Annotated in this window: 25 protein-coding genes; 14 read left to right on the top strand and 11 right to left on the bottom strand. The window is 49.5% G+C overall.

Translation table 11 applies throughout. The annotated features are described in order from the left end of the window. The first annotated feature begins 374 nt into the window (after positions 1–374). Positions 375–974: a helix-turn-helix domain-containing protein gene (locus HV107_RS20230; RefSeq protein ID WP_182060562.1), complete on the top strand. Its 600-nt coding sequence runs from the start codon at positions 375–377 to the stop codon at positions 972–974. Between the two features lie 235 nt (positions 975–1,209). After that, positions 1,210–1,907 (top strand): IS1-like element IS1B family transposase gene (locus tag HV107_RS20225; RefSeq protein ID WP_095033700.1). Its coding sequence is split into 2 segments (ribosomal slippage): positions 1,210–1,459 and positions 1,459–1,907, totalling 699 coding nucleotides; the frame shifts between segments, so codons are not numbered across the junction. Positions 1,908–1,917: 10 nt separating this feature from the next. Here the strand turns inward: HV107_RS20225 and HV107_RS20220 are convergent. The 3 genes from HV107_RS20220 to icd all read right to left on the bottom strand — a co-directional run bounded on the left by HV107_RS20220 (position 1,918) and on the right by icd (position 4,595). Next, the gene (locus HV107_RS20220) at positions 1,918–2,430 is read right to left on the bottom strand and encodes a response regulator transcription factor (protein ID WP_182060561.1); all 513 of its coding nucleotides are present in this window, start codon (positions 2,428–2,430) and stop codon (positions 1,918–1,920) included. 17 nt (positions 2,431–2,447) lie between these two features. Further along, positions 2,448–2,930 (bottom strand): outer membrane beta-barrel protein, encoded by a 483-nt coding sequence (locus tag HV107_RS20215; RefSeq protein WP_182060560.1) that lies wholly within the window; start codon positions 2,928–2,930, stop codon positions 2,448–2,450. 414 nt (positions 2,931–3,344) lie between these two features. Further along, positions 3,345–4,595, bottom strand: a complete 1,251-nt coding sequence (gene icd, locus HV107_RS20210) for an NADP-dependent isocitrate dehydrogenase (protein WP_063142859.1) — start codon at positions 4,593–4,595, stop codon at positions 3,345–3,347. Between the two features lie 117 nt (positions 4,596–4,712). Between icd and rluE the strand changes: the two genes are divergently transcribed. The 8 genes from rluE to HV107_RS20170 all read left to right on the top strand — a co-directional run bounded on the left by rluE (position 4,713) and on the right by HV107_RS20170 (position 12,524). Continuing rightward, positions 4,713–5,366 (top strand): 23S rRNA pseudouridine(2457) synthase RluE, encoded by a 654-nt coding sequence (gene rluE, locus HV107_RS20205; protein WP_182060559.1) that lies wholly within the window; start codon positions 4,713–4,715, stop codon positions 5,364–5,366. A gap of 9 nt (positions 5,367–5,375) precedes the next feature. Continuing rightward, the gene (locus tag HV107_RS20200) at positions 5,376–5,849 is read left to right on the top strand and encodes an NUDIX hydrolase (RefSeq protein WP_182060558.1); all 474 of its coding nucleotides are present in this window, start codon (positions 5,376–5,378) and stop codon (positions 5,847–5,849) included. A 40-nt stretch (positions 5,850–5,889) separates the two neighbouring features. Then, positions 5,890–7,002 carry a tRNA 2-thiouridine(34) synthase MnmA gene (mnmA, locus tag HV107_RS20195; RefSeq protein ID WP_182060557.1) on the top strand — a complete coding sequence of 371 codons (1,113 nt, stop codon included), beginning with the start codon at positions 5,890–5,892 and terminating at the stop codon, positions 7,000–7,002. A 28-nt stretch (positions 7,003–7,030) separates the two neighbouring features. Further along, positions 7,031–7,660, top strand: a complete 630-nt coding sequence (gene hflD, locus HV107_RS20190; RefSeq protein WP_014069825.1) for a high frequency lysogenization protein HflD — start codon at positions 7,031–7,033, stop codon at positions 7,658–7,660. Positions 7,661–7,679: 19 nt separating this feature from the next. Then, complete coding sequence (purB, locus tag HV107_RS20185; protein WP_182060556.1) at positions 7,680–9,050, top strand: adenylosuccinate lyase; 1,371 nt, start codon at positions 7,680–7,682, stop codon at positions 9,048–9,050. A 125-nt stretch (positions 9,051–9,175) separates the two neighbouring features. After that, positions 9,176–9,847 carry a two-component system response regulator PhoP gene (gene phoP, locus HV107_RS20180; RefSeq protein ID WP_182063557.1) on the top strand — a complete coding sequence of 224 codons (672 nt, stop codon included), beginning with the start codon at positions 9,176–9,178 and terminating at the stop codon, positions 9,845–9,847. Further along, the gene (gene phoQ, locus HV107_RS20175; RefSeq protein WP_182060555.1) at positions 9,848–11,311 is read left to right on the top strand and encodes a two-component system sensor histidine kinase PhoQ; all 1,464 of its coding nucleotides are present in this window, start codon (positions 9,848–9,850) and stop codon (positions 11,309–11,311) included. A gap of 91 nt (positions 11,312–11,402) precedes the next feature. Further along, a complete protein-coding gene (locus HV107_RS20170; RefSeq protein ID WP_182060554.1) occupies positions 11,403–12,524 on the top strand; it encodes a cupin domain-containing protein in 1,122 nt (373 codons plus the stop codon). A 91-nt stretch (positions 12,525–12,615) separates the two neighbouring features. On the opposite strand, the gene pepT is transcribed toward HV107_RS20170, so the two are convergent. Then, a complete protein-coding gene (gene pepT / locus HV107_RS20165; RefSeq protein WP_182060553.1) occupies positions 12,616–13,839 on the bottom strand; it encodes a peptidase T in 1,224 nt (407 codons plus the stop codon). Positions 13,840–14,106: 267 nt separating this feature from the next. Here pepT and potA point away from each other — a divergent pair, with 267 nt between their 5' ends. Continuing rightward, entirely contained in the window at positions 14,107–15,225 is a 1,119-nt protein-coding gene (gene potA / locus HV107_RS20160) for a spermidine/putrescine ABC transporter ATP-binding protein PotA (protein WP_182060552.1), read from the top strand. After that, on the top strand, positions 15,209–16,072 hold the full coding sequence (gene potB, locus HV107_RS20155) for a spermidine/putrescine ABC transporter permease PotB (RefSeq protein WP_182060551.1): 864 nt from the start codon (positions 15,209–15,211) through the stop codon (positions 16,070–16,072). Before potA ends, potB begins: the two co-directional genes overlap by 17 nt. Before the next feature lie 145 nt (positions 16,073–16,217). Here potB and HV107_RS20150 read toward each other — a convergent pair whose 3' ends face one another. After that, positions 16,218–16,772: a recombinase family protein gene (locus HV107_RS20150; RefSeq protein ID WP_182060550.1), complete on the bottom strand. Its 555-nt coding sequence runs from the start codon at positions 16,770–16,772 to the stop codon at positions 16,218–16,220. A gap of 33 nt (positions 16,773–16,805) precedes the next feature. Between HV107_RS20150 and HV107_RS20145 the strand changes: the two genes are divergently transcribed. After that, positions 16,806–17,663, top strand: coding sequence for a phage tail protein (locus HV107_RS20145; RefSeq protein WP_259349643.1), 858 nt, complete (start codon positions 16,806–16,808; stop codon positions 17,661–17,663). 183 nt (positions 17,664–17,846) lie between these two features. Here the strand turns inward: HV107_RS20145 and HV107_RS20140 are convergent, their stop codons facing one another. The 5 genes from HV107_RS20140 to HV107_RS20120 form a co-directional block, all read right to left on the bottom strand. Further along, the gene (locus tag HV107_RS20140) at positions 17,847–18,866 is read right to left on the bottom strand and encodes an NADP-dependent oxidoreductase (protein ID WP_182060549.1); all 1,020 of its coding nucleotides are present in this window, start codon (positions 18,864–18,866) and stop codon (positions 17,847–17,849) included. A 14-nt stretch (positions 18,867–18,880) separates the two neighbouring features. Continuing rightward, positions 18,881–19,273, bottom strand: a complete 393-nt coding sequence (locus HV107_RS20135) for a hypothetical protein (protein WP_182060548.1) — start codon at positions 19,271–19,273, stop codon at positions 18,881–18,883. A 2-nt stretch (positions 19,274–19,275) separates the two neighbouring features. Beyond that, a complete protein-coding gene (locus tag HV107_RS20130) occupies positions 19,276–20,094 on the bottom strand; it encodes an oxidoreductase (protein ID WP_182060547.1) in 819 nt (272 codons plus the stop codon). Between the two features lie 135 nt (positions 20,095–20,229). Further along, a complete protein-coding gene (locus HV107_RS20125; RefSeq protein WP_182060546.1) occupies positions 20,230–21,012 on the bottom strand; it encodes an SDR family oxidoreductase in 783 nt (260 codons plus the stop codon). A 72-nt stretch (positions 21,013–21,084) separates the two neighbouring features. Continuing rightward, entirely contained in the window at positions 21,085–22,176 is a 1,092-nt protein-coding gene (locus HV107_RS20120) for an alkene reductase (RefSeq protein ID WP_182060545.1), read from the bottom strand. 130 nt (positions 22,177–22,306) lie between these two features. Here HV107_RS20120 and HV107_RS20115 point away from each other — a divergent pair, with 130 nt between their 5' ends. Next, on the top strand, positions 22,307–22,855 hold the full coding sequence (locus tag HV107_RS20115) for a TetR/AcrR family transcriptional regulator (protein ID WP_182060544.1): 549 nt from the start codon (positions 22,307–22,309) through the stop codon (positions 22,853–22,855). 72 nt (positions 22,856–22,927) lie between these two features. On the opposite strand, the gene HV107_RS20110 is transcribed toward HV107_RS20115, so the two are convergent. Beyond that, positions 22,928–24,088: an IS30 family transposase gene (locus HV107_RS20110; protein WP_182060543.1), complete on the bottom strand. Its 1,161-nt coding sequence runs from the start codon at positions 24,086–24,088 to the stop codon at positions 22,928–22,930. Between the last annotated feature and the right edge of the window lie 142 nt (positions 24,089–24,230).

Raw genomic sequence — 24,230 nt, 5'->3', positions numbered from 1 at the left:
AAAACAGAATGAGTGGCCTGGTAATACGCATAGCAAAATATAGAATTGCAGGTTTTTTTAGCAATACTCAACCAAGGTAAACATTAGTATATAATTCATATATTACGATTAGTTATAACATAAGTTATTAGTATCATACAAAACGCTCAACTAACACAAAATCTACATCCAAACGACTATTAAGAATGATAGGTTGATAATTTTTAACGAACCCGGCACTAACTGTTGGAAATTTAAATAATAAAAAAAACAAATAAATTATGTATAATTACACAAAAACATATTTAAATTTAAACTTGTCATCTCCTAAAAAGATCATATGATTGCCTGACATCAAACTTTAAGAATGAAAATAATAGCAGAGGCATTAAATCATGTTTGACCATATCTTAGAGATTATTGAGGGATCTAACAAATTTATACGCGTTTATGCGTCAAATGGACAACGAATACACAGCACACTTAATAATAAACCACATGTTTACTTTCTCACCGAAGGTAGAGTGGATATCTATAGAAAAACAGACGATATTTTAATTTTCACTGTATATGCACCTTATATTCTAGGGATAGTTTTCATGTTCGAAAAGAATGATTACCATTATTTTCGAGCTTCAACAGATGCAACATTTACAGCAATTCCAACTATAGAACTGAACTGCCTGGCTGATAGTAATAATTTGTGGAAGCATTTTTTCTTAATGACTTGTGAAATAGCTTCAAACTTTTTCAAAAGAGATCAACGATTTTCATCAAAAAATGCCTACGACATTATAAAAAACAACTTAGAAGCTATATGGGAGTTACCAGAGAATGAAAGATCTCAAATTTCAGTTTTCAAATTCATTTTATCCAGAAGTACAATCTCTCGTAGTTCCTTAAATAAAGTTCTAAAAGATCTCAACGATGGTGGATATATTAAAATTCACAGAGGGAAGCTTTTAAACATTAAAAATCTACCGCTAAAATATTAATCATTTAGGGGGCAGGAAAATCTTTCGCCATAATGGTGTTGTTTCTGATGCAATTCTCTTCTTTTCATTTATGCGATAATTAGCATAAAGACAATAAATTGAGAATGGAATCAATACCATTATCGATACAATAGATATTATATTATACATGTTCATACAGCCCTTCCTTTGTTGCCAGAGGGTGATGCTGCCAACTTACTGATTTAGTGTATGATGGTGTTTTTGAGGTGCTCCAGTGGCTTCTGTTTCTATCAGCTGTCCCTCCTGTTCAGCTACTGACGGGGTGGTGCGTAACGGCAAAAGCACCGCCGGACATCAGCGCTATCTCTGCTCTCACTGCCGTAAAACATGGCAACTGCAGTTCACTTACACCGCTTCTCAACCCGGTACGCACCAGAAAATCATTGATATGGCCATGAATGGCGTTGGATGCCGGGCAACCGCCCGCATTATGGGCGTTGGCCTCAACACGATTTTCCGCCATTTAAAAAACTCAGGCCGCAGTCGGTAACCTCGCGCATACAGCCGGGCAGTGACGTCATCGTCTGCGCGGAAATGGACGAACAGTGGGGATACGTCGGGGCTAAATCGCGCCAGCGCTGGCTGTTTTACGCGTATGACAGGCTCCGGAAGACGGTTGTTGCGCACGTATTCGGTGAACGCACTATGGCGACGCTGGGGCGTCTTATGAGCCTGCTGTCACCCTTTGACGTGGTGATATGGATGACGGATGGCTGGCCGCTGTATGAATCCCGCCTGAAGGGAAAGCTGCACGTAATCAGCAAGCGATATACGCAGCGAATTGAGCGGCATAACCTGAATCTGAGGCAGCACCTGGCACGGCTGGGACGGAAGTCGCTGTCGTTCTCAAAATCGGTGGAGCTGCATGACAAAGTCATCGGGCATTATCTGAACATAAAACACTATCAATAAGTTGGAGTCATTACCTTGCCAGAGCATACATATAAAGTTCATGTCTATTCTTTAAATTTAACTTTTGCAAAATATTACGCCGATGAGAGCTTATTGTCTTTTTTGTTATGTTAAGCATAATTGCAATGTTATCATCTGTTGTTCCTTCAGAAAATAAAGTGAACAAAAGAGTCTCTTTTGATGATAGCTTTTTAAAATGAAGCATATCATGAAATTCATTTTGGTTTGTTAAATCATTAAAACATTCAATATATTTATCCAGGTCATAATTACATGGCAAAATCAAAGTTTTTTCTGGTCTGTATTTTGAAACTGCATAACAATGTAAAAAGTTATCTGTAATAATAACGTCTTGAGTATGATACTTATGATAAAAAATAAGTGTTGGAAGTTTTGTCGTTTGTTCAACGTTGTATGTATAAGATTCAAATACTTTTGAATCTTCAATGAGTTCCCTGATGCCGTGATATAAAAAATAATTGTCAGTAATAACGTATATTCTTAGTAATTTTTTAGAAATCATTTTATTCACCTTGATAGTCAGAATAAATATCCTATCCCAATGATGAAAGTATCTATTTCTTTGTTATCAACAATACCCAATTCATATCCTGAATTTAATTGAATGCTGTCTGTTAAGTTGTAAAAAAAACCAGCACCAAAAGCAACTCCGTAAATCTCATGACTTTGATTAGGTTTCATTTTTGAACCAGAAGAAAGACCAGCAAGCCCATATAAATTTATATCTTGTGTGATGTTAAATGCTATCCCCGGCATAATAGATGCATATTTGTTTTTTAAATATGAATCTCCAGAACCGCTGGTACTCTGTATATAAGTACCTGATGCGACAAGTGCAAAATTATTCATATCGTGTTTAAACATCACATTCATTCCATGCATATTTTCTGCCCCATTCTCCTTGCCTATCGCATAATTCATAGACATTGAATTACTAGCAGATACAGTCGTGGTAAAAACGCAAATAAAAAGAAACGCAACTGCAAGCTTAATTTTATGCATAGTTCCTCCAAAAATTTCTCTTAAATATACAGAGATAAAATTGTGTTACCAGCATATAAATACGCAAGCAAAAGTTTTAATAGCACAATAAAATGTATATTTTTGCATATTGACTAAGGATGGCAACACGAACCAGCCATTCCCAGATAAAGGAGTATAAGGATATGACAACCAAGTTTGTTTATATTTTTGGTAGTTTGGGAAGTACAACACGCAAATACATACTATATGCTTATAGTAACTTATATGCCGTGCGGTAAATTGTTATGGCAAATGCGGAAATAATAGGGAATAACATCTGATTAAGAGAGGGTTTTGACAATCTGTTTTGATAAATTTTTGATAACCGTTCGAAAACTAATAATAAAAACGGGAACCCATTGGCTCCCGTTCTTGTTTAACCTAGAGTCTGGATTACATGTTCGCGATAATCGCGTCGCCAAACTCTGAACATTTCAGCAGCTTAGCGCCTTCCATCAGACGCTCGAAGTCATAGGTTACGGTTTTCGCGTTGATCGCGCCTTCCATACCTTTAACGATCAGGTCTGCAGCTTCGAACCATTCCATGTGGCGCAGCATCATTTCTGCGGACAGGATGATAGAGCCTGGGTTCACTTTGTCCTGGCCTGCATATTTAGGCGCAGTACCGTGGGTCGCTTCGAACAGTGCGCACTCGTCGCCAATGTTAGCACCAGGGGCGATACCGATACCGCCAACCTGCGCCGCCAGGGCGTCAGAGATGTAGTCGCCGTTCAGGTTCATACAGGCGATCACGTCGTACTCAGCAGGACGCAGCAGGATCTGTTGCAGGAACGCATCGGCGATCACATCTTTAATGATGATCTCTTTGCCGGTGTTCGGGTTCTTAATCTTCTGCCATGGGCCGCCGTCGATCAGCTCGCCGCCGAACTCTTCAGTCGCCAACTGGTAGCCCCAGTCTTTGAATGCGCCTTCGGTGAACTTCATGATGTTGCCTTTGTGAACCAGAGTCACAGAGTCACGGTCGTTGGTGATAGCGTATTCGATTGCTGCACGCACCAGACGTTTGGTCCCGTCTTCGGAGCACGGCTTAATGCCGATACCGCAATGTTCAGGGAAGCGGATTTTCTTCACGCCCATCTCTTCGCGCAGGAATTTAATCACTTTTTCTGCGTCAGCAGAGTCAGCTTTCCATTCGATACCTGCGTAGATGTCTTCTGAGTTTTCACGGAAGATAACCATGTCGGTCAGTTCCGGGTGTTTCACCGGGCTTGGGGTACCCTGGTAGTAACGCACAGGACGCAGACACACATACAGATCCAGTTCCTGACGCAGAGCCACGTTCAGGGAACGGATACCGCCGCCGACAGGGGTAGTCAGTGGGCCTTTGATAGCAACACGGTAATCGCGGATCAGGTCCAGCGTCTCTGCTGGCAGCCAAACGTCCTGGCCATAAACTTGAGTAGATTTTTCACCGGTGTAAATTTCCATCCAGGAAATTTTACGCTCGCCTTTGTAGGCTTTCTCAACAGCGGCATCAACCACTTTCAGCATTGCCGGGGTAACGTCTACGCCGATACCGTCACCTTCGATGAACGGGATAATCGGATTATGAGGAACGTTAATTTTGCCGTTTTGCAGGGTGATCTTTTTACCTTCCGCCGGAACAACTACTTTGCTTTCCATTAACCTCTCCTTCGAGCGCTTCTGGTTGTTACTGATCTTATGTTAATAAATTGTAATGAGCCTTTCGATAGTACCTGATTGTCCTGCGCCATGAAAGGTCTTCGTTATTAGGCTATAATGCGGCAATTGATAACGCCTGAAAATACCATGAAGAAAACTTCTTTTACAAAACACCGGGTTGAGCGATTCAGCTCGCGACAACCAGCCAGAAGACCACAGGAAAACCAGCCGAAGCGGGTTATTTTGTTCAATAAACCCTACGATGTTTTGCCGCAGTTTACCGATGAAGCCGGGCGCAGCACGTTGAAGGACTACATTCCTGTTCATGGGGTCTACGCGGCCGGACGTCTGGATCGGGACAGTGAAGGTCTTCTGGTCTTAACCAACGACGGCGCGTTGCAGGCGAAACTTACGCAACCCGGGAAACGCACCGGCAAAATTTACTTCGTACAGGTGGAAGGCGAGCCGGATGACGAGACGCTGGCAATATTACGCAGCGGCGTCACGCTGAACGACGGCCCAACCCTGCCGGCAGGTATTGAACGCGTGAATGAACCAGAGTGGCTCTGGCCGCGTAACCCGCCCATCCGCGAACGTAAATCGATTCCGACAAGCTGGCTCAAAATCACCCTCTATGAAGGCCGCAACCGTCAGGTTCGGCGCATGACCGCACACGTCGGCTTCCCTACCCTACGTCTGATTCGCTACGCCATGGGCAACTACACTCTGGAAACGCTGGCGAACGGCGAATGGCGAGATGTTGCCCCTTAAGGAGAAAACATGTTTAAACCTCATGTCACCGTTGCCTGTGTGGTGCACGCGCAGGGTAAATTCCTGGTCGTCGAAGAAACCATCAACGGAAAGGCGCTCTGGAACCAGCCTGCTGGCCATCTTGAAGCGGACGAAACGCTGGTTGAGGCTGCACGCCGCGAGCTGTGGGAAGAGACAGGCATTCATGCAGATCCGCAGCATTTCATTCGTCTGCATCAGTGGATTGCCCCCGACCGCACGCCGTTCCTGCGCTTCTTATTTGCCATTGAGCTTAACGAAACGTGCGCCACTGAACCGCATGATGACGATATCGATTGCTGCCTGTGGGTCACTGCCGACGAGATCCTGAACGCGCCAAACCTGCGTTCACCGCTGGTTGCTGAGAGCATTCGTTGTTATCAGAACGGAAACCGTCTACCGCTAGAGATCGTTGCAGAATTTAACTGGCCGTTTACAGAGGGTGTCAATGGTGGGGGCGCGTGATAGAATATGCCGCCTTGAAGTTCAATGTCGTGAGTATTCCATGTCAGATAACAGCCAGAAAAAAGTGATCGTCGGCATGTCCGGCGGTGTCGATTCCTCCGTTTCCGCCTACCTGTTGCAACAACAGGGCTATAAGGTGGAGGGCCTGTTCATGAAGAACTGGGAGGAAGACGATGGCGAGGAATACTGCACGGCCGCAGCGGATCTTGCCGATGCGCAGGCCGTGTGCGATAAGCTCGGCATCGAACTGCATACCGTTAACTTTGCCGCAGAATACTGGGACAACGTGTTCGAACTCTTCCTTGAAGAGTACAAAGCCGGTCGTACCCCAAACCCGGACATTCTGTGTAACAAAGAGATCAAATTTAAAGCCTTCCTGGAGTTCGCCGCAGAAGATCTGGGCGCAGATTACATTGCGACCGGGCACTACGTGCGTCGCGCAGATGTGAATGGCAAAAGCCAGCTGCTGCGTGGCCTGGATGGCAACAAAGATCAGAGCTACTTCCTTTATACACTTAGCCACGAGCAGATTGCCCAGAGCCTGTTCCCGGTCGGCGAGCTGGAAAAACCAGAAGTGCGTAAAATTGCCGAAGAGCTTGATCTCATCACCGCGAAGAAAAAAGATTCCACCGGCATCTGTTTTATCGGCGAGCGTAAATTCCGCGAGTTCCTCGGTCGTTATCTGCCTGCCCAGCCGGGTAAAATTGTCACCGTTGACGGTGAAGAGATTGGCCAGCATCAGGGCCTGATGTACCACACCCTCGGCCAGCGTAAAGGTCTGGGCATCGGCGGTACCAAAGAAGGTAGCGAAGATCCGTGGTACGTCATCGACAAAGATGTTGAAAACAATATCCTGATCGTGGCTCAGGGTCATGATCACCCGCGTCTGATGTCTGTTGGTCTTATCGCCCAGCAGTTGCATTGGGTGGATCGTGAGTCGGTAACAGGCACGCTGCGTTGCACTGTAAAAACACGCTACCGTCAGACCGATATTCCTTGCACTGTTACCGCACTGGATGACGATCGCATCGAAGTGCGTTTCGACGAACCTGTTGCTGCCGTCACCCCGGGTCAGTCTGCCGTTTTCTATAGCGGTGAAGTTTGCCTGGGTGGTGGGATCATCGAACAGCGCCTGCCGCTGCCCGCTGTTTAACAGCGATTGCACACATAAAGGAGAACGTGTGGCGAAGAATTATTACGACATCACCCTGGCACTGGCGGGAATTTGCCAGTCAGCCCGTCTGGTGCAACAGCTTGCGCATCAGGGTCATTGCGACGCTGACGCCCTGCACGTTTCACTGAACAGCGTTATTGACCTTAACCCTGGCTCTACACTGGGTGTTTTCGGTGGCAGTGAAACCAATCTTCGCCTCGGTCTTGAAACGCTGCTCGGCGTACTCAACGCCAGCAACCGTCAGGGTTTAAACGCGGAACTGACCCGTTACACGTTAAGCCTGATGGTCCTGGAAAGAAAATTAAATGCCGCCAAAGGGGCTCTGGATACCCTCGGCGACCGCATTGGCGGGTTACAGCGTCAGCTCGATCACTTCGATCTGCAATCTGAAACCCTCCTGAGCGCCATGGCAGGCATCTATGTTGATGTGGTAAGCCCACTAGGGCCGCGCATTCAGGTAACCGGCTCCCCTGCCGTGCTGCAAAGTCCACAAGTACAGGCGAAGGTTCGTGCCTCGCTGCTGGCAGGCATTCGTGCTGCCGTTCTGTGGCATCAGGTCGGTGGTGGCCGCCTGCAATTAATGTTTTCACGTAATCGCCTGACAACTCAGGCAAAACAAATTCTTGCTCATTGTTAACCTCCCGGAGTTGCGAATTATGGAATTATCCTCACTGACCGCCGTTTCCCCTGTCGACGGACGCTACGGCGATAAAGTCAGCGCGCTGCGCGGGATCTTCAGCGAATATGGCCTGCTGAAGTTCCGTGTACAGGTTGAAGTACGCTGGCTGCAAAAGCTGGCCGCCCAGGCAGCAATCAAGGAAGTTCCTGCTTTTGACGCCCAGGCAAACGATTACCTTGATAAAATCGTTGCTGACTTCAGCGAAGAAGATGCTGCGCGCATTAAAACCATCGAGCGCACCACCAACCATGACGTGAAAGCGGTCGAGTATTTCCTGAAAGAGAAAGTGGCCGCTGTGCCTGCTCTGCACGCGGTGTCTGAATTCATTCACTTCGCCTGCACATCAGAAGATATCAACAACCTGTCTCACGCGCTGATGCTCTCTACCGCACGCAAAGAAGTGGTACTGCCTTACTGGCGTAAAATCATCGATGCGGTGAAAGCCCTGACCGTTGAATATCGTGATATTCCGCTGCTTTCCCGTACCCACGGCCAGCCAGCCACCCCGTCTACCATGGGTAAAGAGATGGCAAACGTGGCGTACCGTATGGAACGCCAGTACCGCCAGCTGGAGCAAGTTGAAATTCTGGGTAAAATCAACGGTGCGGTCGGTAACTACAACGCCCACATCGCCGCCTACCCTGAAGTTGACTGGCACCAGTTCAGCGAAGAGTTCGTGACGTCTCTTGGGATCCAGTGGAACCCGTACACTACCCAGATCGAGCCGCACGACTACATCGCCGAGCTGTTTGATTGTATCGCCCGTTTCAACACCATTCTGATCGACTTCGATCGTGACGTGTGGGGTTACATCGCGCTGAACCACTTCAAGCAGAAAACCATCGCGGGTGAAATCGGCTCTTCTACCATGCCGCATAAAGTAAACCCGATTGACTTCGAAAACTCCGAAGGCAACCTGGGCCTGGCAAACGCCGTACTGCAACATATGGCGAGCAAACTGCCGGTTTCTCGCTGGCAGCGTGACCTGACCGACTCCACCGTTCTGCGTAACCTGGGCGTGGGTATTGGCTATGCGCTGATCGCTTACCTGTCCACCCTGAAAGGCGTGAGCAAACTGGAAGTGAACCGCGATCGTCTGCTGGACGAACTGGATCACAACTGGGAAGTACTGGCAGAGCCAATCCAGACCGTAATGCGTCGTTACGGCATTGAGAAGCCATACGAAAAACTGAAAGAGCTGACCCGTGGTAAACGCGTTGATGCTGAAGGTATGAAACAGTTTATCGACAGCCTGGAACTGCCGGAAGAAGAGAAAACACGTCTGAAAGAAATGACTCCGGCGAATTACATCGGTCGCGCCATCACCATGGTTGATGAACTGAAGTAATCCTCCTTCTACCCTCTTTCCGCCCGGAAAGAGGGTTGCTTTTCCCCGGTTTAATAAATGTTTATCCCCACGACAACATAATCGGCGTTAAACTATTCATACCATTAATTTAGGGAGAAGAGATGATGCGCGTATTGGTTGTTGAAGATAATGCATTGCTACGCCATCACCTGAAAGTACAACTTCAGGAGATGGGACATCAGGTGGATGATGCCGAAGATGCAAAAGAAGCCGATTATTATCTCAATGAACACTTGCCTGATATTGCCATCGTCGATTTAGGATTGCCGGATGAAGACGGTCTGTCGCTGATTCGTCGCTGGCGCAGTCATGACGTTTCATTGCCGGTTCTGGTGCTGACCGCCCGCGAAGGCTGGCAGGATAAAGTCGAAGTGCTCAGTGCTGGCGCAGATGACTACGTGACCAAGCCGTTCCATATTGAAGAAGTGGCCGCGCGGATGCAGGCACTGTTGCGTCGTAACAGTGGGCTGGCATCGCAGGTTATCTCTATTCCTCCCTTCCAGGTTGATCTCTCCCGCCGTGAATTCTCCATTGACGACGAAGTCATCAAACTCACTGCATTCGAATACACCATCATGGAAACGCTTATCCGCAATAGCGGCAAAGTGGTGAGCAAAGATTCGCTGATGCTCCAGCTTTACCCAGATGCCGAACTGCGCGAGAGCCACACCATTGATGTGCTGATGGGACGTTTACGTAAAAAAATCCAGGCTCAGTATCCCCAGGATGTGATAACCACCGTTCGTGGCCAGGGTTATCTGTTCGAATTACGCTAAATGAAAAGGATACTCCGCCATATTTTACCTCTCTCGCTGCGGGTTCGTTTTCTGCTGGCGACCGCAGCCGTTGTGCTGGTGCTCTCCTTGTCTTATGGTATGGTCGCCCTGGTCGGGTATAGCGTTAGTTTTGATAAAACCACATTTCGCCTGCTGCGCGGTGAAAGTAACCTGTTTTACACCCTGGCAAAGTGGGAAGATGACCACATCAGCGTGGACATGCCGGAAAACCTGAATCAGCAAAGCCCTACCATGGCATTGATTTACAATGAAAAAGGGAAATTGCTGTGGGCGCAGCGTGATGTTCCATGGCTTGTCCAGCGCATCCGCCCGGAGTGGCTCAAAACTAACGGTTTTCATGAAATAGAAGCCGATCTTAACGCCTCCAGCACCTTGATCCGTAACGATCTCTCCCTCCAGCAGCGACTGGATGAGATCCGTGCAGATGATAACGAAACGGAGATGACGCACTCCGTCGCCATTAACCTTTATCCTGCGACAACGCACATGCCGCAGTTGACCATCGTGGTGATCGACACTATTCCGGTTGAACTAAAACGTTCCTATAAGGTGTGGAGCTGGTTCATTTACGTTCTGGCAGCCAACCTGTTGCTGGTCATCCCTCTGCTTTGGCTGGCCGCCTGGTGGAGCCTGCGCCCTATAGAGTCGCTGGCGAAAGAGGTGCGCGAACTGGAAGAGCATCACCGTGAGAAGCTCAACCCGGACACCACCCGCGAACTGACGAGCCTGGTACGTAACCTTAACCGCCTGCTCAAAAGCGAGCGCGAACGCTACGATAAATACCGCACCACCCTCACCGACCTGACACACAGCCTGAAAACACCGCTTGCGGTGATGCAAAGCACGTTACGCTCAATGCGCAGCGCGAAGCTCAGCGTCGATGATGCCGAGCCGGTGATGCTTGAGCAGATCAGTCGTATTTCGCAGCAAATAGGCTATTACCTGCATCGCGCCAGTATGCGTTCGGGTAGTGCATTGTTAAGCCGTGAATTGCATCCGGTTGCTCCTCTGCTGGATAACCTCACTTCCGCGCTGAATAAAGTTTATCAACGCAAAGGGGTAAATATCAGCCTCGATATCTCCCCGGAAATCAGCTTTGTGGGTGAGAAAAATGATTTTATGGAAGTGATGGGGAATCTGCTCGATAACGCGTGCAAATATTGCCTGGAGTTTGTGGAGGTGTCTGCCCGACAGACAGAAAACGAGCTGCATATTATTGTTGAGGATGACGGCCCGGGAATTCCGCGCAATAAACGCGATGTCGTTTTTGACCGCGGGCAACGAGCCGACACGCTGCGCCCGGGCCAGGGCGTTGGTTTATCTGTCGCGCTGGAGATTGTTGATCAATACGATGGCAAGATTGAAACTGGCGAAAGCTTGCTGGGTGGCGCACGAATGGAAGCTATTTTTGGTCGTCAACAACCCACATCGAACGATAGTTAATCCGTTATGTGAAAAATGCGAGGATCTCGCACCCAGTCTCTGCTGCTTCCGTTATAATCCGTTTCAGTAAGAGCCTGCGGAATAAAAAAATATGGAATATCACTTAACACTTAACTGGCCCGAATTTATTGAACGCTACTGGCAAAAACGCCCGGTCGTTCTGAAGCGCGGGTTCAGCAATTTCGTCGACCCCATCTCGCCTGATGAGCTGGCCGGTCTGGCAATGGAAAACGAAGTGGACAGCCGCCTGGTAAGCCACCAGGACGGGAAATGGCAAGTCAGCCACGGTCCATTCGAAAGCTACGATCACCTGGGTGAAAACAACTGGTCTTTACTGGTTCAGGCGGTCAACAACTGGCATGAACCTACCGCAGCGTTAATGCGTCCGTTCCGCGCCCTGCCCGACTGGCGAATGGACGATCTGATGATCTCCTTCTCCGTGCCCGGCGGTGGCGTTGGCCCGCATCTGGATCAATACGACGTGTTTATCATTCAGGGTACTGGCCGCCGCCGCTGGCGCGTGGGTGAGAAAGTGCCAATGAAACAGCACTGCCCGCATCCTGACCTGCTCCAGGTGGACCCGTTTGAAGGGATTATCGACGAGGAGCTGGAGCCTGGCGACATTCTCTATATTCCACCTGGATTCCCGCATGAAGGCTACTCGCTGGAAAACTCCCTGAACTACTCCGTTGGTTTCCGCGCGCCAAGCGGCCGGGAAATGATCAGCGGTTTTGCCGACTACGTGTTGCAGCGTGAGCTGGGCAGCTATCGTTACAGCGACCCGGATGTACCGGCACGTGAGCATCCGGCCGATATCCTGCCGCAGGAGCTGGATAAGTTGCGCGGGATGATGCTGGATTTGATTAACGAACCTGAACATTTCAGACAGTGGTTTGGTGAGTTTGTCAGCCAGTCCCGTCACGAGCTGGACGTTGCGCCGCCGGAGCCGCCATACCAGGCCGACGAAATTTATGATGCGCTGCAACAGGGCGATAAGCTGGTTCGTCTGGGTGGATTACGCGTGCTGCGCATTGGCGAAGATGTTTTCGTTAACGGCGAGAAGCTGGATTCTCCGCACCGCCCGGCGCTGGGATCCATCGCCAACAATATGGTGCTGACTGCCGATACCTTTGGTGATGCGCTGGAAGACCCGTCATTTCTCGCGATGCTGGCCGCGCTGGTGAACAGCGGGTATTGGTTCTTTGAGGACTGAGTCGTCTTAACGCCCGGTGGCGCTGCGTTTACCGGGCCTAAAATTTGAACGTAGGCCGGGTAAGGCGCAGCCGCCACCCGGCTTAACGTGGCTACCGTTTCGCCGTTAACTCCGCGATCCGCACGATCACTTTCACCGCTTTCTCCATGCCTTCCAGCGTCACGAATTCGTGTTTGCCGTGGTAGTTATACCCGCCGGTAAACAGGTTCGGGCACGGCAGCCCCATGAACGAAAGCTGCGAGCCGTCGGTGCCGCCGCGAATCGGTTTCAACAGGGGTTCAATATCGCAGTCCCGCATCGCCTGCTGGGCGATATCAAGGATATGCGGATGTTCCATCACCTTCTCGCGCATATTGTAATAGCTGTCTTCGATGATCAGCTCAATATAGCAATCAGGGTGCAGCCCCTTGCCCACCTTTTTGGCGATTTCCATCATCTTGCGCTTGCGGGCTTCAAAGGCTTTGCGGTCGAAATCGCGGACAATGTAGTGCATCTGCGCGCTGTCCACGGTGCCTTTGATATTGGTCAGGTGGTAGAACCCCTCATACCCTTCGGTCAGTTCCGGGCTCTCTTCTGCCGGGACTTCTGCATGAATGCGTGCCGCCAGCGACAACGCATTCACCATCACCCCTTTTGCCGAGCCTGGATGTACGTTGTTGCCCACAATTTTAATGGTGACCGACGCCGCATTGAAGTTTTCATACTCCAGTTCGCCAACGCCGCCGCCGTCAACGGTATAGGCCCATTGCGCGTTAAAGGCTTCAACATCAAAATGCTTCGCGCCCTTACCGACCTCTTCATCTGGCGTGAATGCCACGCGGATATCGCCGTGCGGGATATTTTTGCCTTTCAGTACCGCCAGCGCCGTCATTATCTCGGCAACACCGGCTTTGTCATCCGCACCCAGCAGGGTTTTACCGTCGGTGGTGATCAGCGTTTGCCCCAGCAGCTGATGCAATACCGGGAACATCACCGGAGAGAGCACTTCGTCACCAATGCCCAGCGCAATATCACCGCCGCGGTAGTTTTCGACAATCTGCGGGTTAACATGCTTACCGCTAAAATCCGGTGAGGTATCGACATGGGAAATAAAGCCGATGGCCGGGATATCTGCGTCGACATTCGCAGGCAGCGTCCCCATCACAGTGCCTTTATCGCTGAGTGTGACGTTGACCAGCCCCAACTCCTCGAGTTGCCCTTTCAGCAGGTTTAATAACTTCCACTGGCCTTCGGTGCTCGGCACCTGTCGGACACCCGGTTTAGATTGGGTATCCAGCGAAACGTACTGTAAAAAACGCTCAAGTAATTTATCCATGCAGTCACCCTCACTTTTTGTGACAACATTATCAATAAGCATCAAAACGCAAATATTGCGTCAGGTCACTTTTATCCCGCAAACGAGAATTTTTTCCGTTTATGCTGAGGTGCGATAATAAATGTAGCTTATGAATCAGTGACAAGGATTGGCGATTACAGTGGTTTGCCGTAAAATGTCCGCCCTCATTAAGAGTCACCAAGGTGGTTACACACAAACCCCGCTTCGGAATGCCACCCGGAGCGTCTATATGGGACAGCGCAAAAATTGAATACACAACCCCGTTCCCTTTCGCCGCTGGTGCAACTGGAACGAATTCGTAAAAGCTTTGATGGTAAAGAGGTGATTTCCGATCTCAATCTGACCATCAATGACGGTGAGTTTCTTACGCTGCTTGGCCCTTCAGGCTGCGGCAAAACAACCGTATTGCGCCTTATCGCCGGGCTGGAAAATGTCGATAACGGCCACATCCACCTTGAGAACCTCAATATAACCCAGGTTCCTGCCGAAGAACGTCACGTCAATACCGTCTTTCAGAGCTATGCCCTGTTCCCGCACATGACCGTATTTGAGAACGTGGCGTTTGGCCTGCGGATGCAAAAAACGCCGGCAAACGAGATCCCACCCCGCGTAACCGACGCGCTGAAAATGGTGCAGCTGGAAGAGTTTGCCCAGCGTAAACCGCATCAGCTTTCTGGTGGCCAACAGCAGCGTGTCGCCATTGCACGCGCCGTGGTCAACAAGCCGCGCCTGCTGCTGCTGGATGAATCCCTCTCGGCGCTGGATTATAAACTGCGCAAACAGATGCAAAATGAGCTGAAAGCACTGCAACGTAAGCTTGGCATTACGTTTGTCTTCGTGACCCACGATCAGGAAGAAGCGCTCACCATGTCAGACCGCATTGTGGTGATGCGTGACGGCAAAATTGAGCAAGACGGCACGCCCCGCGAAATCTACGAAGAACCCAAAAACCTGTTTGTGGCAAGCTTCATCGGCGAGATCAATATCTTCAACGCAATGGTGATTGAGCGCCTGGACGAACAGCGGGTGCGGGCAAATGTTGAAGGCCGCGAATGCAATATCTACGTGAACTTTGATGTTCAGCCGGGGCAAAAACTGAATGTGCTGCTGCGCCCGGAAGACTTGCGCGTCGATGAGATCCACCATCAGGCGGATGCCGAAGGGCTTATCGGCTATATCCGGGAACGGAACTACAAAGGGATGACCCTGGAGTCCGTGGTTGAGCTGGAAAATGGCAAAATGGTGATGGTCAGCGAATTCTTTAACGAGGACGACCCTGACTTTGACCACTCCCTCAATCAGAAAATGGTTATTAACTGGGTAGAAAGCTGGGAGGTTGTACTGGCTGATGAAGAACACAAGTAAATTCCAGAATGTGGTGATTGCCACTATCGTCGGTTGGCTTGTGTTGTTTGTCTTTTTACCCAACCTGATGATCATTGCGACCAGCTTCTTAACCCGTGATGATGCCAATTTCGTTACGCTGGTCTTTACGCTGGACAACTACTCACGCCTGCTCGACCCGCTCTATTTTGAGGTGCTGCTGCATTCGCTCAATATGGCGCTGATAGCGACTGTCGCCTGTCTGGTATTGGGCTATCCCTTTGCGTGGTTTCTGGCGCGACTGCCGCAGAAAGTGCGTCCCCTGTTGCTGTTTTTACTGATTGTTCCCTTCTGGACCAACTCATTAATCCGTATTTACGGGCTGAAGTTATTCCTCAGTACCAAAGGGTACATGAATGAATTTCTGCTCTGGCTTGGAGTGATCGATACGCCTGTGCGTATCATGTTTACGCCAGGGGCGGTGATCATTGGTCTGGTGTACATATTGCTGCCGTTTATGGTAATGCCGCTCTACTCCAGCATTGAAAAGCTCGACAAGCCGCTGCTGGAAGCCGCGAAGGATCTGGGGGCGAACAGGCTGCAAACCTTTATCCGCATCATTCTTCCACTGACCATGCCAGGGATTATTGCCGGATGTCTGCTGGTGATGCTACCTGCCATGGGGCTGTTCTACGTTTCCGACCTGATGGGCGGGGCGAAAAACCTGCTCATTGGTAACGTCATTAAGAGTCAGTTCCTTAACATCCGTGACTGGCCGTTCGGCTCTGCCACCAGCATTACCCTGACACTGGTAATGGGCCTGATGCTGCTGGTGTACTGGCGCGCCGCACGTTTACTGAACAAGAAGGTTAGTGAAATTAATGATTAATGATTAAAAATCAAATGGTTACATTGTATTTTTCGATCATTAGTCATTGCCAGTAAAGCAATCTCTAAAACTAATAAACTCAAGCACTTACGCTTGAGTTTTGGAGAACGATTTTTTAGTAAAATTGCCATCACCACTTTAATCCTCAGCATTTTTGAGCGGGAAATTTTTTATAAAGTGTGCACACAGCCACATCATAAATTATTGCCACCCGTTTCCTGTCCACTCCATTTGCGATGAGCCTCCCGGCCTGAGCCCACTGTTCCGATGATAGCTTAGAACGCCTTCCCCCTATCCTTCCCTGCTCCCTCGCAACTGCCAGACCTGCACGGGTACGCTCCACGATCAGTTCTCTTTCCATTTCCGCCAGGGCTGACATGATGTGAAATATGAAACGCCCCATTGGGCTTGAAGTATCAATGCTGTCAGTGAGGCTCTTGAAGTGGATCCCACGCAGGCGCAGTTCATCCACCAGCAATACCAGATTGCGCATACTGCGGCCGAGACGGTCGAGTTTCCAGACCACCAGCGTGTCCCCCTCATTAAGAGCTTTGAGGAGCTTTCTCAGTGCTGGTCTGTTCGCCACTGTTCCACTCATTTTTTCTTCGAAAATCTGTTCACATCCTGCGCGTTCAAGCGCCTGTCGCTGAAGATCCGTGTTCTGGTCATTTGTTGACACCCTGACATATCCTATTTGCATGTTTCCAGTCACCTTTTTATTCAAACAATCCCGGTGACGTTATCGGATGAAACTTCAAAAGGCATTATCGAAAACGTTGGTTTAGGAAGTGCTGCAACTGCTGATGTCCAGACTGGCTCTTCAGACACCACTTCAGGCAGAGCATTAACCGTGGGGGCCTTTGGCCTTGGTGCTTCTTTTAGTAGTGGCGCAAGTATCCGAACCCAGGATGGCAGCACTCCAACAGGTTTTTATGGTTCCACGGGTGATGGATACTCTGAAATTGGTGTTTCAGCAGACCTGACAACTTTTATCATTAACAGAGGGAACAGGCCAACCCGTATTCACCAGTCCTATTCACTCAGGGGAACCTGGTTCTCATATTACAGCGGTTCTGCATGGACCTACCATGAAGCGTATACAACGGGTAATACCACAAAGGCCAGTGACGGTACGCTCAAGGCCGCATCACCGGTCGCCCGTATCGTGAAGTCACAGGAAGAAAATCAGCGTGATGATGTAGCCGAAGACGGCTTCTCCTGGTGTGGTTGCGCCACGGCGAACGAGGAGGCTGAAGGAGTTCACGTAAGCCGCCTCGATGTCGGCGTTTATGTGCTGGCAGGCTCTACCGGTCTGGCATCCTCTGGCTGGCAACTTCTGCCGCCGATGGATCCGGGCGGAATGGGTGAGTTCGGTATTGTAGAGGCTGAGCAAGGCGATAACGGGGAGCTGACAATCCGCCTGTTCAAGCGCAAATATATCTTAAGCGACGATGGGGAAATGGTGAAAACGAAGGGGGCTCCAATCGACGTGCCGCTGAACAGCTGGATCGATGTGCGTCTTGATATGCCTGAAGACAGTCTCTGGAAAATGAAAGTGAATGCTGCCGCGCAGGATGCATCCGGGGATTAATGGCTTGTACTAGTTCAGACTTGAACTGACGGTTTCACTAATAGCACACAATCAAGTCTGACAGTCTGCTTTGAGCGAACAGCGGACGTGCTGCATCTCTTCCATGAGGCAGCGGATTTAGTTCCTGGCAACAGACTTTAGCGGTTGTCTCTTATCGTGGGCAGACGCAAACCGTCGTTGTTGTCACTCTTGTATCATAACAACAACTTTGCCCTTCGCATGTCCCCGGGCAAGATAGTCAAGAGCATCCTTTGTCGCTGTAAAGGGAAAAACCTTGTCGATCACAGGGATGATGTGTTCCGCTTCTGTGAGTTTGCTTATTTGAGTTAATTGAGCGCCGTCAGGTCGAACGAAGAGAAATGAATAGGTCAGGCCTCGTTTTTTCGTAAGACGTATAATCTTACGACTCATCAGCCCGAACACAAAACGCAGTAAAAAGTTCAATCCCCGGGCCTGTGCGAACGCGGCATCTAACGGCCCGATGAGAGAAATAATCTTTCCGCCAGGTTTAAGAATTTGAGTGGACTTTTCAATTGCATCCCCTCTGACAGTGCCCAGAACAATATCGTAGCCACTCAGTACGTTTTCAAATTCCTGATTTTTATAGTCGACCACTTCATCTGCGCCAAGACGATTTACCCACTCGACGTTCACTGAACTTGTTGTTGTTCCCACCTTCGCACCAAGGTGCTTAGCCAGTTGGATCGCAAAGCTCCCAATTCCTCCGGAACCTGCCGGGATGAAAACCTTCTGTCCAGGCTGCAGATTCGCTCGCTCTGTGAACGCCTGCCAGGATGTGAGGCTCACCATCGGAAGTGAAGCTGCCTGCACAAAATCCAGATTTGCCGGTTTAATAGCCGCGAGACTTTCAGGAACCACAACAAATTCGGCCAGGGAGCCCATTCCCGTATCGAAAATACTGGCAAAAATTTCGTCACCCGGGATAAAACGGGTCACACGAGCCCCCACTGCAACGACGACACCGGCCAAATCACTGCCCAGCGTCGCAGGGAGTTTAAAATGCAATACCGGCTTAAACATTCCGGTTGGGATCATGTTGTCAATTGGGTTAAGGCCAACAGCGTGTACCTTCACAAGGATTTCATCAGCACCGGGGGAAGGAAAATCCACGTCATCGAATCCCGGATCAGGGGATTTACCATAACGTTTAAACGTAAAGGCTTTCATCGTCCTGCTATTCATTTGTTCTTTACCCTTTAGTATTTGCCAGTAACATTTTTCACAGGGGGCTTGTTGCTGAGTAAAAAGGCGGTACCTAGGAACAGCTCGATTAATACGGCAAAAAGGATCTGCCCGCTAACATGCCCTTCGCGCCATTCAGCGATGCCCAGCACGGCTGAAATAATCGCTATTGTGCTGATACCCGCGGCCAGAGCATGACGGGCCGGGGAAGGCCCGGCATTTCTGGCCAGGAAACACATAACACTTATTCCTGCAAAAAATGCAGCCGAGCGGCGACAAATAACGTCGGTACCCGGCGTGGGCTCAATGCCCCATTGCGTTAAAAGCTGTTCCGGGAAAAACATCCATGCTGTGGCTAGGATGAAAAACAACACCGCAGTCAGAACAGCCAGTTGAGAAAATTTCATTTTTAACCTTTCGCATCCAACTGAAGACTTTTACGCACGACCTTATCCAGGAATGAGGCAGGAGCGAACCTGAGGAGAAAATTCAATTTACCGGCCAGCGTTCCCGCCGTGTATCGCACTTTTGGATGTAAAGCCTGAGCGGCTTTAACCACAACATCACCTACTATCTCAGGGCTTTCCGCTTCGGTCATAGCCTTGCTAAGCACTTTCGCCAACTTAGCCCGGATCAGGTCATACTCTTCAAGCCTGGCGTCCGGCTCTATCGTATTGGCTTCAAACTGCGTTTTCATGTAAGCAGGTTCGATGACAGAAACCCGGATACCCTGCGTGCGTAATTCATGATCCAGTGCCCCCGTATACCCCTCGACCGCATACTTACTGGCAGCATAAAGTGCCACATACGGAAACGGAACGACCCCAAGTATCGAGCCGATGTTAATAATGCGCCCGCTGCCCTGGCGGCGCATGTGAGGGATCACCGCCCGAGTCAACCTGACGATGCCCAAAAAGTTGGTGTCGAACATAAGTCTTGCCTGTTCGACAGAACTTTCTTCCGCCGCCGCCGGAGCGATCCCGAAGCCAGCATTGTTCACCAGAAGATCTATGCGGCCCTCCATACGAAGTAACTCCTCAATGGCGGCCCTGACAGAAGCGTCGTCTGTTACATCAAGCGTCAGCAAGGGAAACGGATGCTTTCCCGCCATGGAGCCATGCCGACTCGTGCCATATACCGTATACCCAGCCGCTAAAAGTTTAATAGCAGACGCTTCGCCGATACCTGAGGATGCACCGGTAACCAGTGCTACACGTTTTTTTGTCATACTGAATAAGGCCTCACGATTTATTTGAGAATTCTCATCGCTGATGAGACGTCACGCTGTAATGGGTGGGGGTTGGGTTTGTTTGCTTCTCAGCAGAACAGACCAAAGGGCGTTCTGCTGAGCGTACCTCATTGACTAAAGTGCTTTATATCGTTCAGCAACTTCATCTTGTTTGATGTCAGAAAGCAAAGTCTGACGCGAGGTATCGAGAGTGTCCCAGCGTTCAGCCTTCTGTAGTGGTGGGATGGTGACAAGCTCACGGCGATCAAAGCCAACCAGTGCGGCATCCACTAACTCGCCAACTTCCATGAATTTTGCCGAGTTACTGATATCGATACCCGCACGGTCCCAAATTTCCGTGTAAGTGCCGGCAGGCAGCACAGCCTGAATATATATGCCTTTAGATGACAGCTCTGCATTCATTCCCTGAGACAGGAAAAGAACAAAGGCTTTGGTTGCGCCGTACACCGTCATGGCAAATTCCGGGGCGAGTCCGACGATAGAACTGATATTGACGATCGACCCCTCTCCGGCTTTTACAAACCGAGGAGCCACAGCACTGGCAAGCCTTGTCAGGGCAGTGACGTTGAGTGCGATGAGACTTTCTATGGATTCAGGCGTCTGCTCTGTAAAACTACCGGACTGCGCGATACCCGCGTTATTGATAAGAATGCCAATCTGTGTGTCTTCACGCAGGCGAGCTTCAACCACAGCTAAATCACTCGCTCGCGTGAGGTCGGCAGGCAGAACGTCGACAGAAATGTCATTTTCCTGTTGCAGGCGCTCGGCCAGTATCTCTAACTTCGCTTTGTCACGTGCAACCAGAACAAGGTCGTGACCCCGGCGGGCAAACCGTTCAGCGTAGACAGCACCAATACCCGTGGAGGCACCTGTAATGAGAACTGAAACTTTAGTCATGTTGATCTTCTTTCATAATGTGTAAACAGAATTCGCACTGCGCGATATATGTAGAACCGTGACACCACAGATCTACTTGCTGCTCTCGGCAAGCGACGGATAATCGGTGTAGCCTTGCGCGCCACCGCCATAAAGTGTTTCAGGATTGAGTGGGGCCAGAGGCGCGCCCGTCTTCAGCCTTTCGACCAGATCCGGATTGGAGATGAACGGGCGACCAAACGCGAACAGATCGGCTTTGCCTTGCGCAAGTTGAGTGGACGCCAGCGCCAGGTCATAGCCATTGTTGCCGATCCAGGTGTTTTTAAAGCGCTGGCGTAGTGCGTCGTAATCGAACGGTGATACATCTCGCGGGCCGCCCGTAGCACCTTCAACCACATGGAGGTACACAATGCCTAATGCATTGAGTTGTTCAGCGAGGTAGTCATATTGTGGCTGCGGATCGCTGCACGAAATTGCATTAGCAGGAGATACCGGCGAAATGCGCACGCCGGTGCGATCTGCGCCGATCTCATCTTTTACGGCAGCAGTGACTTCTAAAAGCAGGCGAGCACGGTTCTCTACAGAGCCGCCGTATTCATCGGTACGCTGATTTGCGCCATCTTTAAGGAACTGTTCCAGCAGATAACCATTCGCACCATGGATTTCGACTCCGTCAAACCCGGCGGCAATGGCATTGGCAGCTGCCTTTCTAAAATCATCGATGATCCCCTTTATTTCCTCCACCTCCAGCGCACGTGGTTCAGAAACATCAGCAAATCCGTTGTTCACAAAGGTTTTCGTCTCAGCGCGAATAGCGGACGGTGCGACTGGTGCAGCGCCACCAGGCTGTAAATCGACATGCGAAATTCGCCCTACGTGCCAGAGCTGAACAAATATACGCCCACCTTTGGCATGGACCGCGTCAGTCACTTTGCGCCAACCCTCTATTTGAGCTTGCGTATAGATCCCCGGCGTATCCTGATAACCCTGCGCTTGTGGTGATATTTGCGTGGCTTCGGTAATCAACAATCCTGCGGTAGCGCGCTGGGCGTAGTAAGTTGCTGCCAGTCCGCTCGGGACTAGCCCTGCACCGGCTCGGTTACGCGTCAGGGGGGCCATCACAATGTGGTTGGCAAGTGTTATGGGGCCAAGATCGTAGGACTGAAATAATGCCTGTTTAGTCATGTTTATTCGCCTGCTAAAGGGGTGGTCGATGTGTTTATTTAATGATGATGATCATAATCAAAAAAGTCAACTTGTTTGATTATGATCATCATCAATGTATAATCAGGCTCTATTTTAAGAGGGTCGAAACGTGAAAGTGTCAAAAGAACAGGTTCGCGAGAACAGGATACGAGTTGTTGAAACGGCATCAGAACTTTTTCGTGAGCGCGGTTACGATGGTATCGGGATATCGGAACTGATGTCTGAGGCAGGATTAACTCACGGTGGCTTTTATAAGCACTTTGGTTCCAAGGCTGATTTACTGTCTGAAGCCATGAACTCCGGTTTTACGCGATCTGCAGAAAAAACGGAGGGTGCTAATAGGGAAAAATTTATTGAATATTATCTCTCCCGACAACATCGTGATGACATGGGAAAAGGCTGCGTGATGTCGGCTCTGGGTACTGATGCAGCTCGTCAATCTGAGTCAATCAAAGAGACGTTTGCAGCCGGAATTGAACGGCAACTGGAAGTTTTAGGAACTGAAAACGGCACGCGCGCTGACCTGATAAATACCATCGCGCATCTTGTTGGTGCCCTGGTGCTGTCTCGCGCCTGCCCAGATAATTCCGCTCTTGCTGACGAAATTCTGGATGTTTGCCGCGAGCGTCTTATCCGTCATGACCCTTGTAAGGGATGAAGTTGCTGGTAAAAGAATTTTGCTGTGCGATGCATTTAAATAAATTGCGAACGTCCGCTTCTGGCTGTGAGTTCAACCGATGGATGCAACACATTGGTTAAAACGCTCTGCGGGTGATTCATAGTCTAGCGTTTTTCTTGGCCTCTCGTTGAGCTGCCTGGCAACACTGTTTAGTCTTTGCTGGCTGTGAACCGATAAGTCAGTTCCTTTTGGAAAATACTGCCTGAGCAATCTGTTTGTATTTTCATTGGAGCCGCGTTGCCAAGGGGATTGAGGATCGCAGAAGTAAACCTGAATATCTGTGGCTACAGTAAACCGGGTGTGGCTGGTCATTTCAGCGCCCCGGTCCCATGTTAATGTTTTATAAAGCTCAGCAGGTAATTCCCGGGCTTGTTTGATGAGAGCAGATATAACCGTTATGGTCTTGTTGTCCCTGACCTTGGCCAGCATAACAAAACGGGAATGACGTTCTAGGAGGGTGACGATATAGGAGTTTTTAGAGCCCTGGATCAGGTCACCCTCCCAGTGACCTGGTATGGCTCTGTCAGCGGCTTCAGGTGGCCTTTCGCTGATAGAAATCGTATCCGGGATTGACCCTAATCCTTTCCCTTTAAGGGATGATGTTCTGGATCTACGCACGACTCTTCCGCTTCTGAGGCATTGCTGCAGTTCTTTTTTTAATGCACCCCGGGTTTGTATAAAAAGCGTTTTATATATCGTTTCGTGTGACACATGCATTTCCTGATTATCCGGATAACAGCGTTTCAGCCAACCGGCGATTTGTTCCGGCGACCAGTCCTGATGCATCTTCTCTGCGATGATTTTACACAGTGTGGGTCTTTCAATTAGCTTGCAAGGTTTTGGTCTCAGAGCATTTTCCCACGCAGCAGTATCCGCTTTTGATGCACGGTATTGTTTTGTACCACCGTGCCTCTTGATCTCGCGGCTAATCGTTGAGGGGGCTCTCGATAGCTTGTTTGCGATCGCCCTGATGCTGATTTTTGCTACCAGCGCTCTGGATATTTCCTCTCTTTCATCAAGTGAAAGAGCTAACGGATGCCGTTTTCGGACAGGGGGACGATATCCACCAGTCTGGTGGATAGTGGGCATAATAGAAGAATGATATCGGTCGAACATTCTGGCGATATCATGCAGGGAATCACCTTGCTTGTACCTGTCCCAGATAATCGCTTTCTGTTCTGGCGTGTAGTTAATACGCGTTCTTCGTTTCATGGCAACACCCCCTTGATTAAGGATAGCGTTGCATCGACCCATTGAACTCACAGCACAAAGCTGTCTGTCAGATTAGGTTTGGCTCTCTGCCATAGCTGTGTTAGGTCAAATCTGAGCTAATGTAAATGACTCAAATACTAGG

Source organism: Enterobacter sp. RHBSTW-00175, assembly GCF_013927005.1.
Taxonomy (GTDB): Bacteria; Pseudomonadota; Gammaproteobacteria; order Enterobacterales; family Enterobacteriaceae; genus Enterobacter.
Note: the sequence above shows the minus strand (reverse complement) of the source record. Positions and strands in the feature narration are given on the sequence as shown.

Bases quoted from the DNA above. Each gene is read 5' to 3' on its own strand.
- HV107_RS20230 (WP_182060562.1), top strand. From the start codon at position 375: ATGTTTGACCATATCTTAGAGATTATTGAGGGATCTAACAAATTTATA.
- HV107_RS20220 (WP_182060561.1), bottom strand. From the start codon at position 2,430: ATGATTTCTAAAAAATTACTAAGAATATACGTTATTACTGACAATTAT.
- HV107_RS20215 (WP_182060560.1), bottom strand. From the start codon at position 2,930: ATGCATAAAATTAAGCTTGCAGTTGCGTTTCTTTTTATTTGCGTTTTT.
- icd (WP_063142859.1), bottom strand. From the start codon at position 4,595: ATGGAAAGCAAAGTAGTTGTTCCGGCGGAAGGTAAAAAGATCACCCTG.
- rluE (WP_182060559.1), top strand. From the start codon at position 4,713: ATGCGGCAATTGATAACGCCTGAAAATACCATGAAGAAAACTTCTTTT.
- HV107_RS20200 (WP_182060558.1), top strand. From the start codon at position 5,376: ATGTTTAAACCTCATGTCACCGTTGCCTGTGTGGTGCACGCGCAGGGT.
- mnmA (WP_182060557.1), top strand. From the start codon at position 5,890: ATGTCAGATAACAGCCAGAAAAAAGTGATCGTCGGCATGTCCGGCGGT.
- purB (WP_182060556.1), top strand. From the start codon at position 7,680: ATGGAATTATCCTCACTGACCGCCGTTTCCCCTGTCGACGGACGCTAC.
- phoP (WP_182063557.1), top strand. From the start codon at position 9,176: ATGCGCGTATTGGTTGTTGAAGATAATGCATTGCTACGCCATCACCTG.
- phoQ (WP_182060555.1), top strand. From the start codon at position 9,848: ATGAAAAGGATACTCCGCCATATTTTACCTCTCTCGCTGCGGGTTCGT.
- HV107_RS20170 (WP_182060554.1), top strand. From the start codon at position 11,403: ATGGAATATCACTTAACACTTAACTGGCCCGAATTTATTGAACGCTAC.
- pepT (WP_182060553.1), bottom strand. From the start codon at position 13,839: ATGGATAAATTACTTGAGCGTTTTTTACAGTACGTTTCGCTGGATACC.
- potB (WP_182060551.1), top strand. From the start codon at position 15,209: ATGAAGAACACAAGTAAATTCCAGAATGTGGTGATTGCCACTATCGTC.
- HV107_RS20150 (WP_182060550.1), bottom strand. From the start codon at position 16,772: ATGCAAATAGGATATGTCAGGGTGTCAACAAATGACCAGAACACGGAT.
- HV107_RS20140 (WP_182060549.1), bottom strand. From the start codon at position 18,866: ATGAATAGCAGGACGATGAAAGCCTTTACGTTTAAACGTTATGGTAAA.
- HV107_RS20135 (WP_182060548.1), bottom strand. From the start codon at position 19,273: ATGAAATTTTCTCAACTGGCTGTTCTGACTGCGGTGTTGTTTTTCATC.
- HV107_RS20130 (WP_182060547.1), bottom strand. From the start codon at position 20,094: ATGACAAAAAAACGTGTAGCACTGGTTACCGGTGCATCCTCAGGTATC.
- HV107_RS20125 (WP_182060546.1), bottom strand. From the start codon at position 21,012: ATGACTAAAGTTTCAGTTCTCATTACAGGTGCCTCCACGGGTATTGGT.
- HV107_RS20120 (WP_182060545.1), bottom strand. From the start codon at position 22,176: ATGACTAAACAGGCATTATTTCAGTCCTACGATCTTGGCCCCATAACA.
- HV107_RS20110 (WP_182060543.1), bottom strand. From the start codon at position 24,088: ATGAAACGAAGAACGCGTATTAACTACACGCCAGAACAGAAAGCGATT.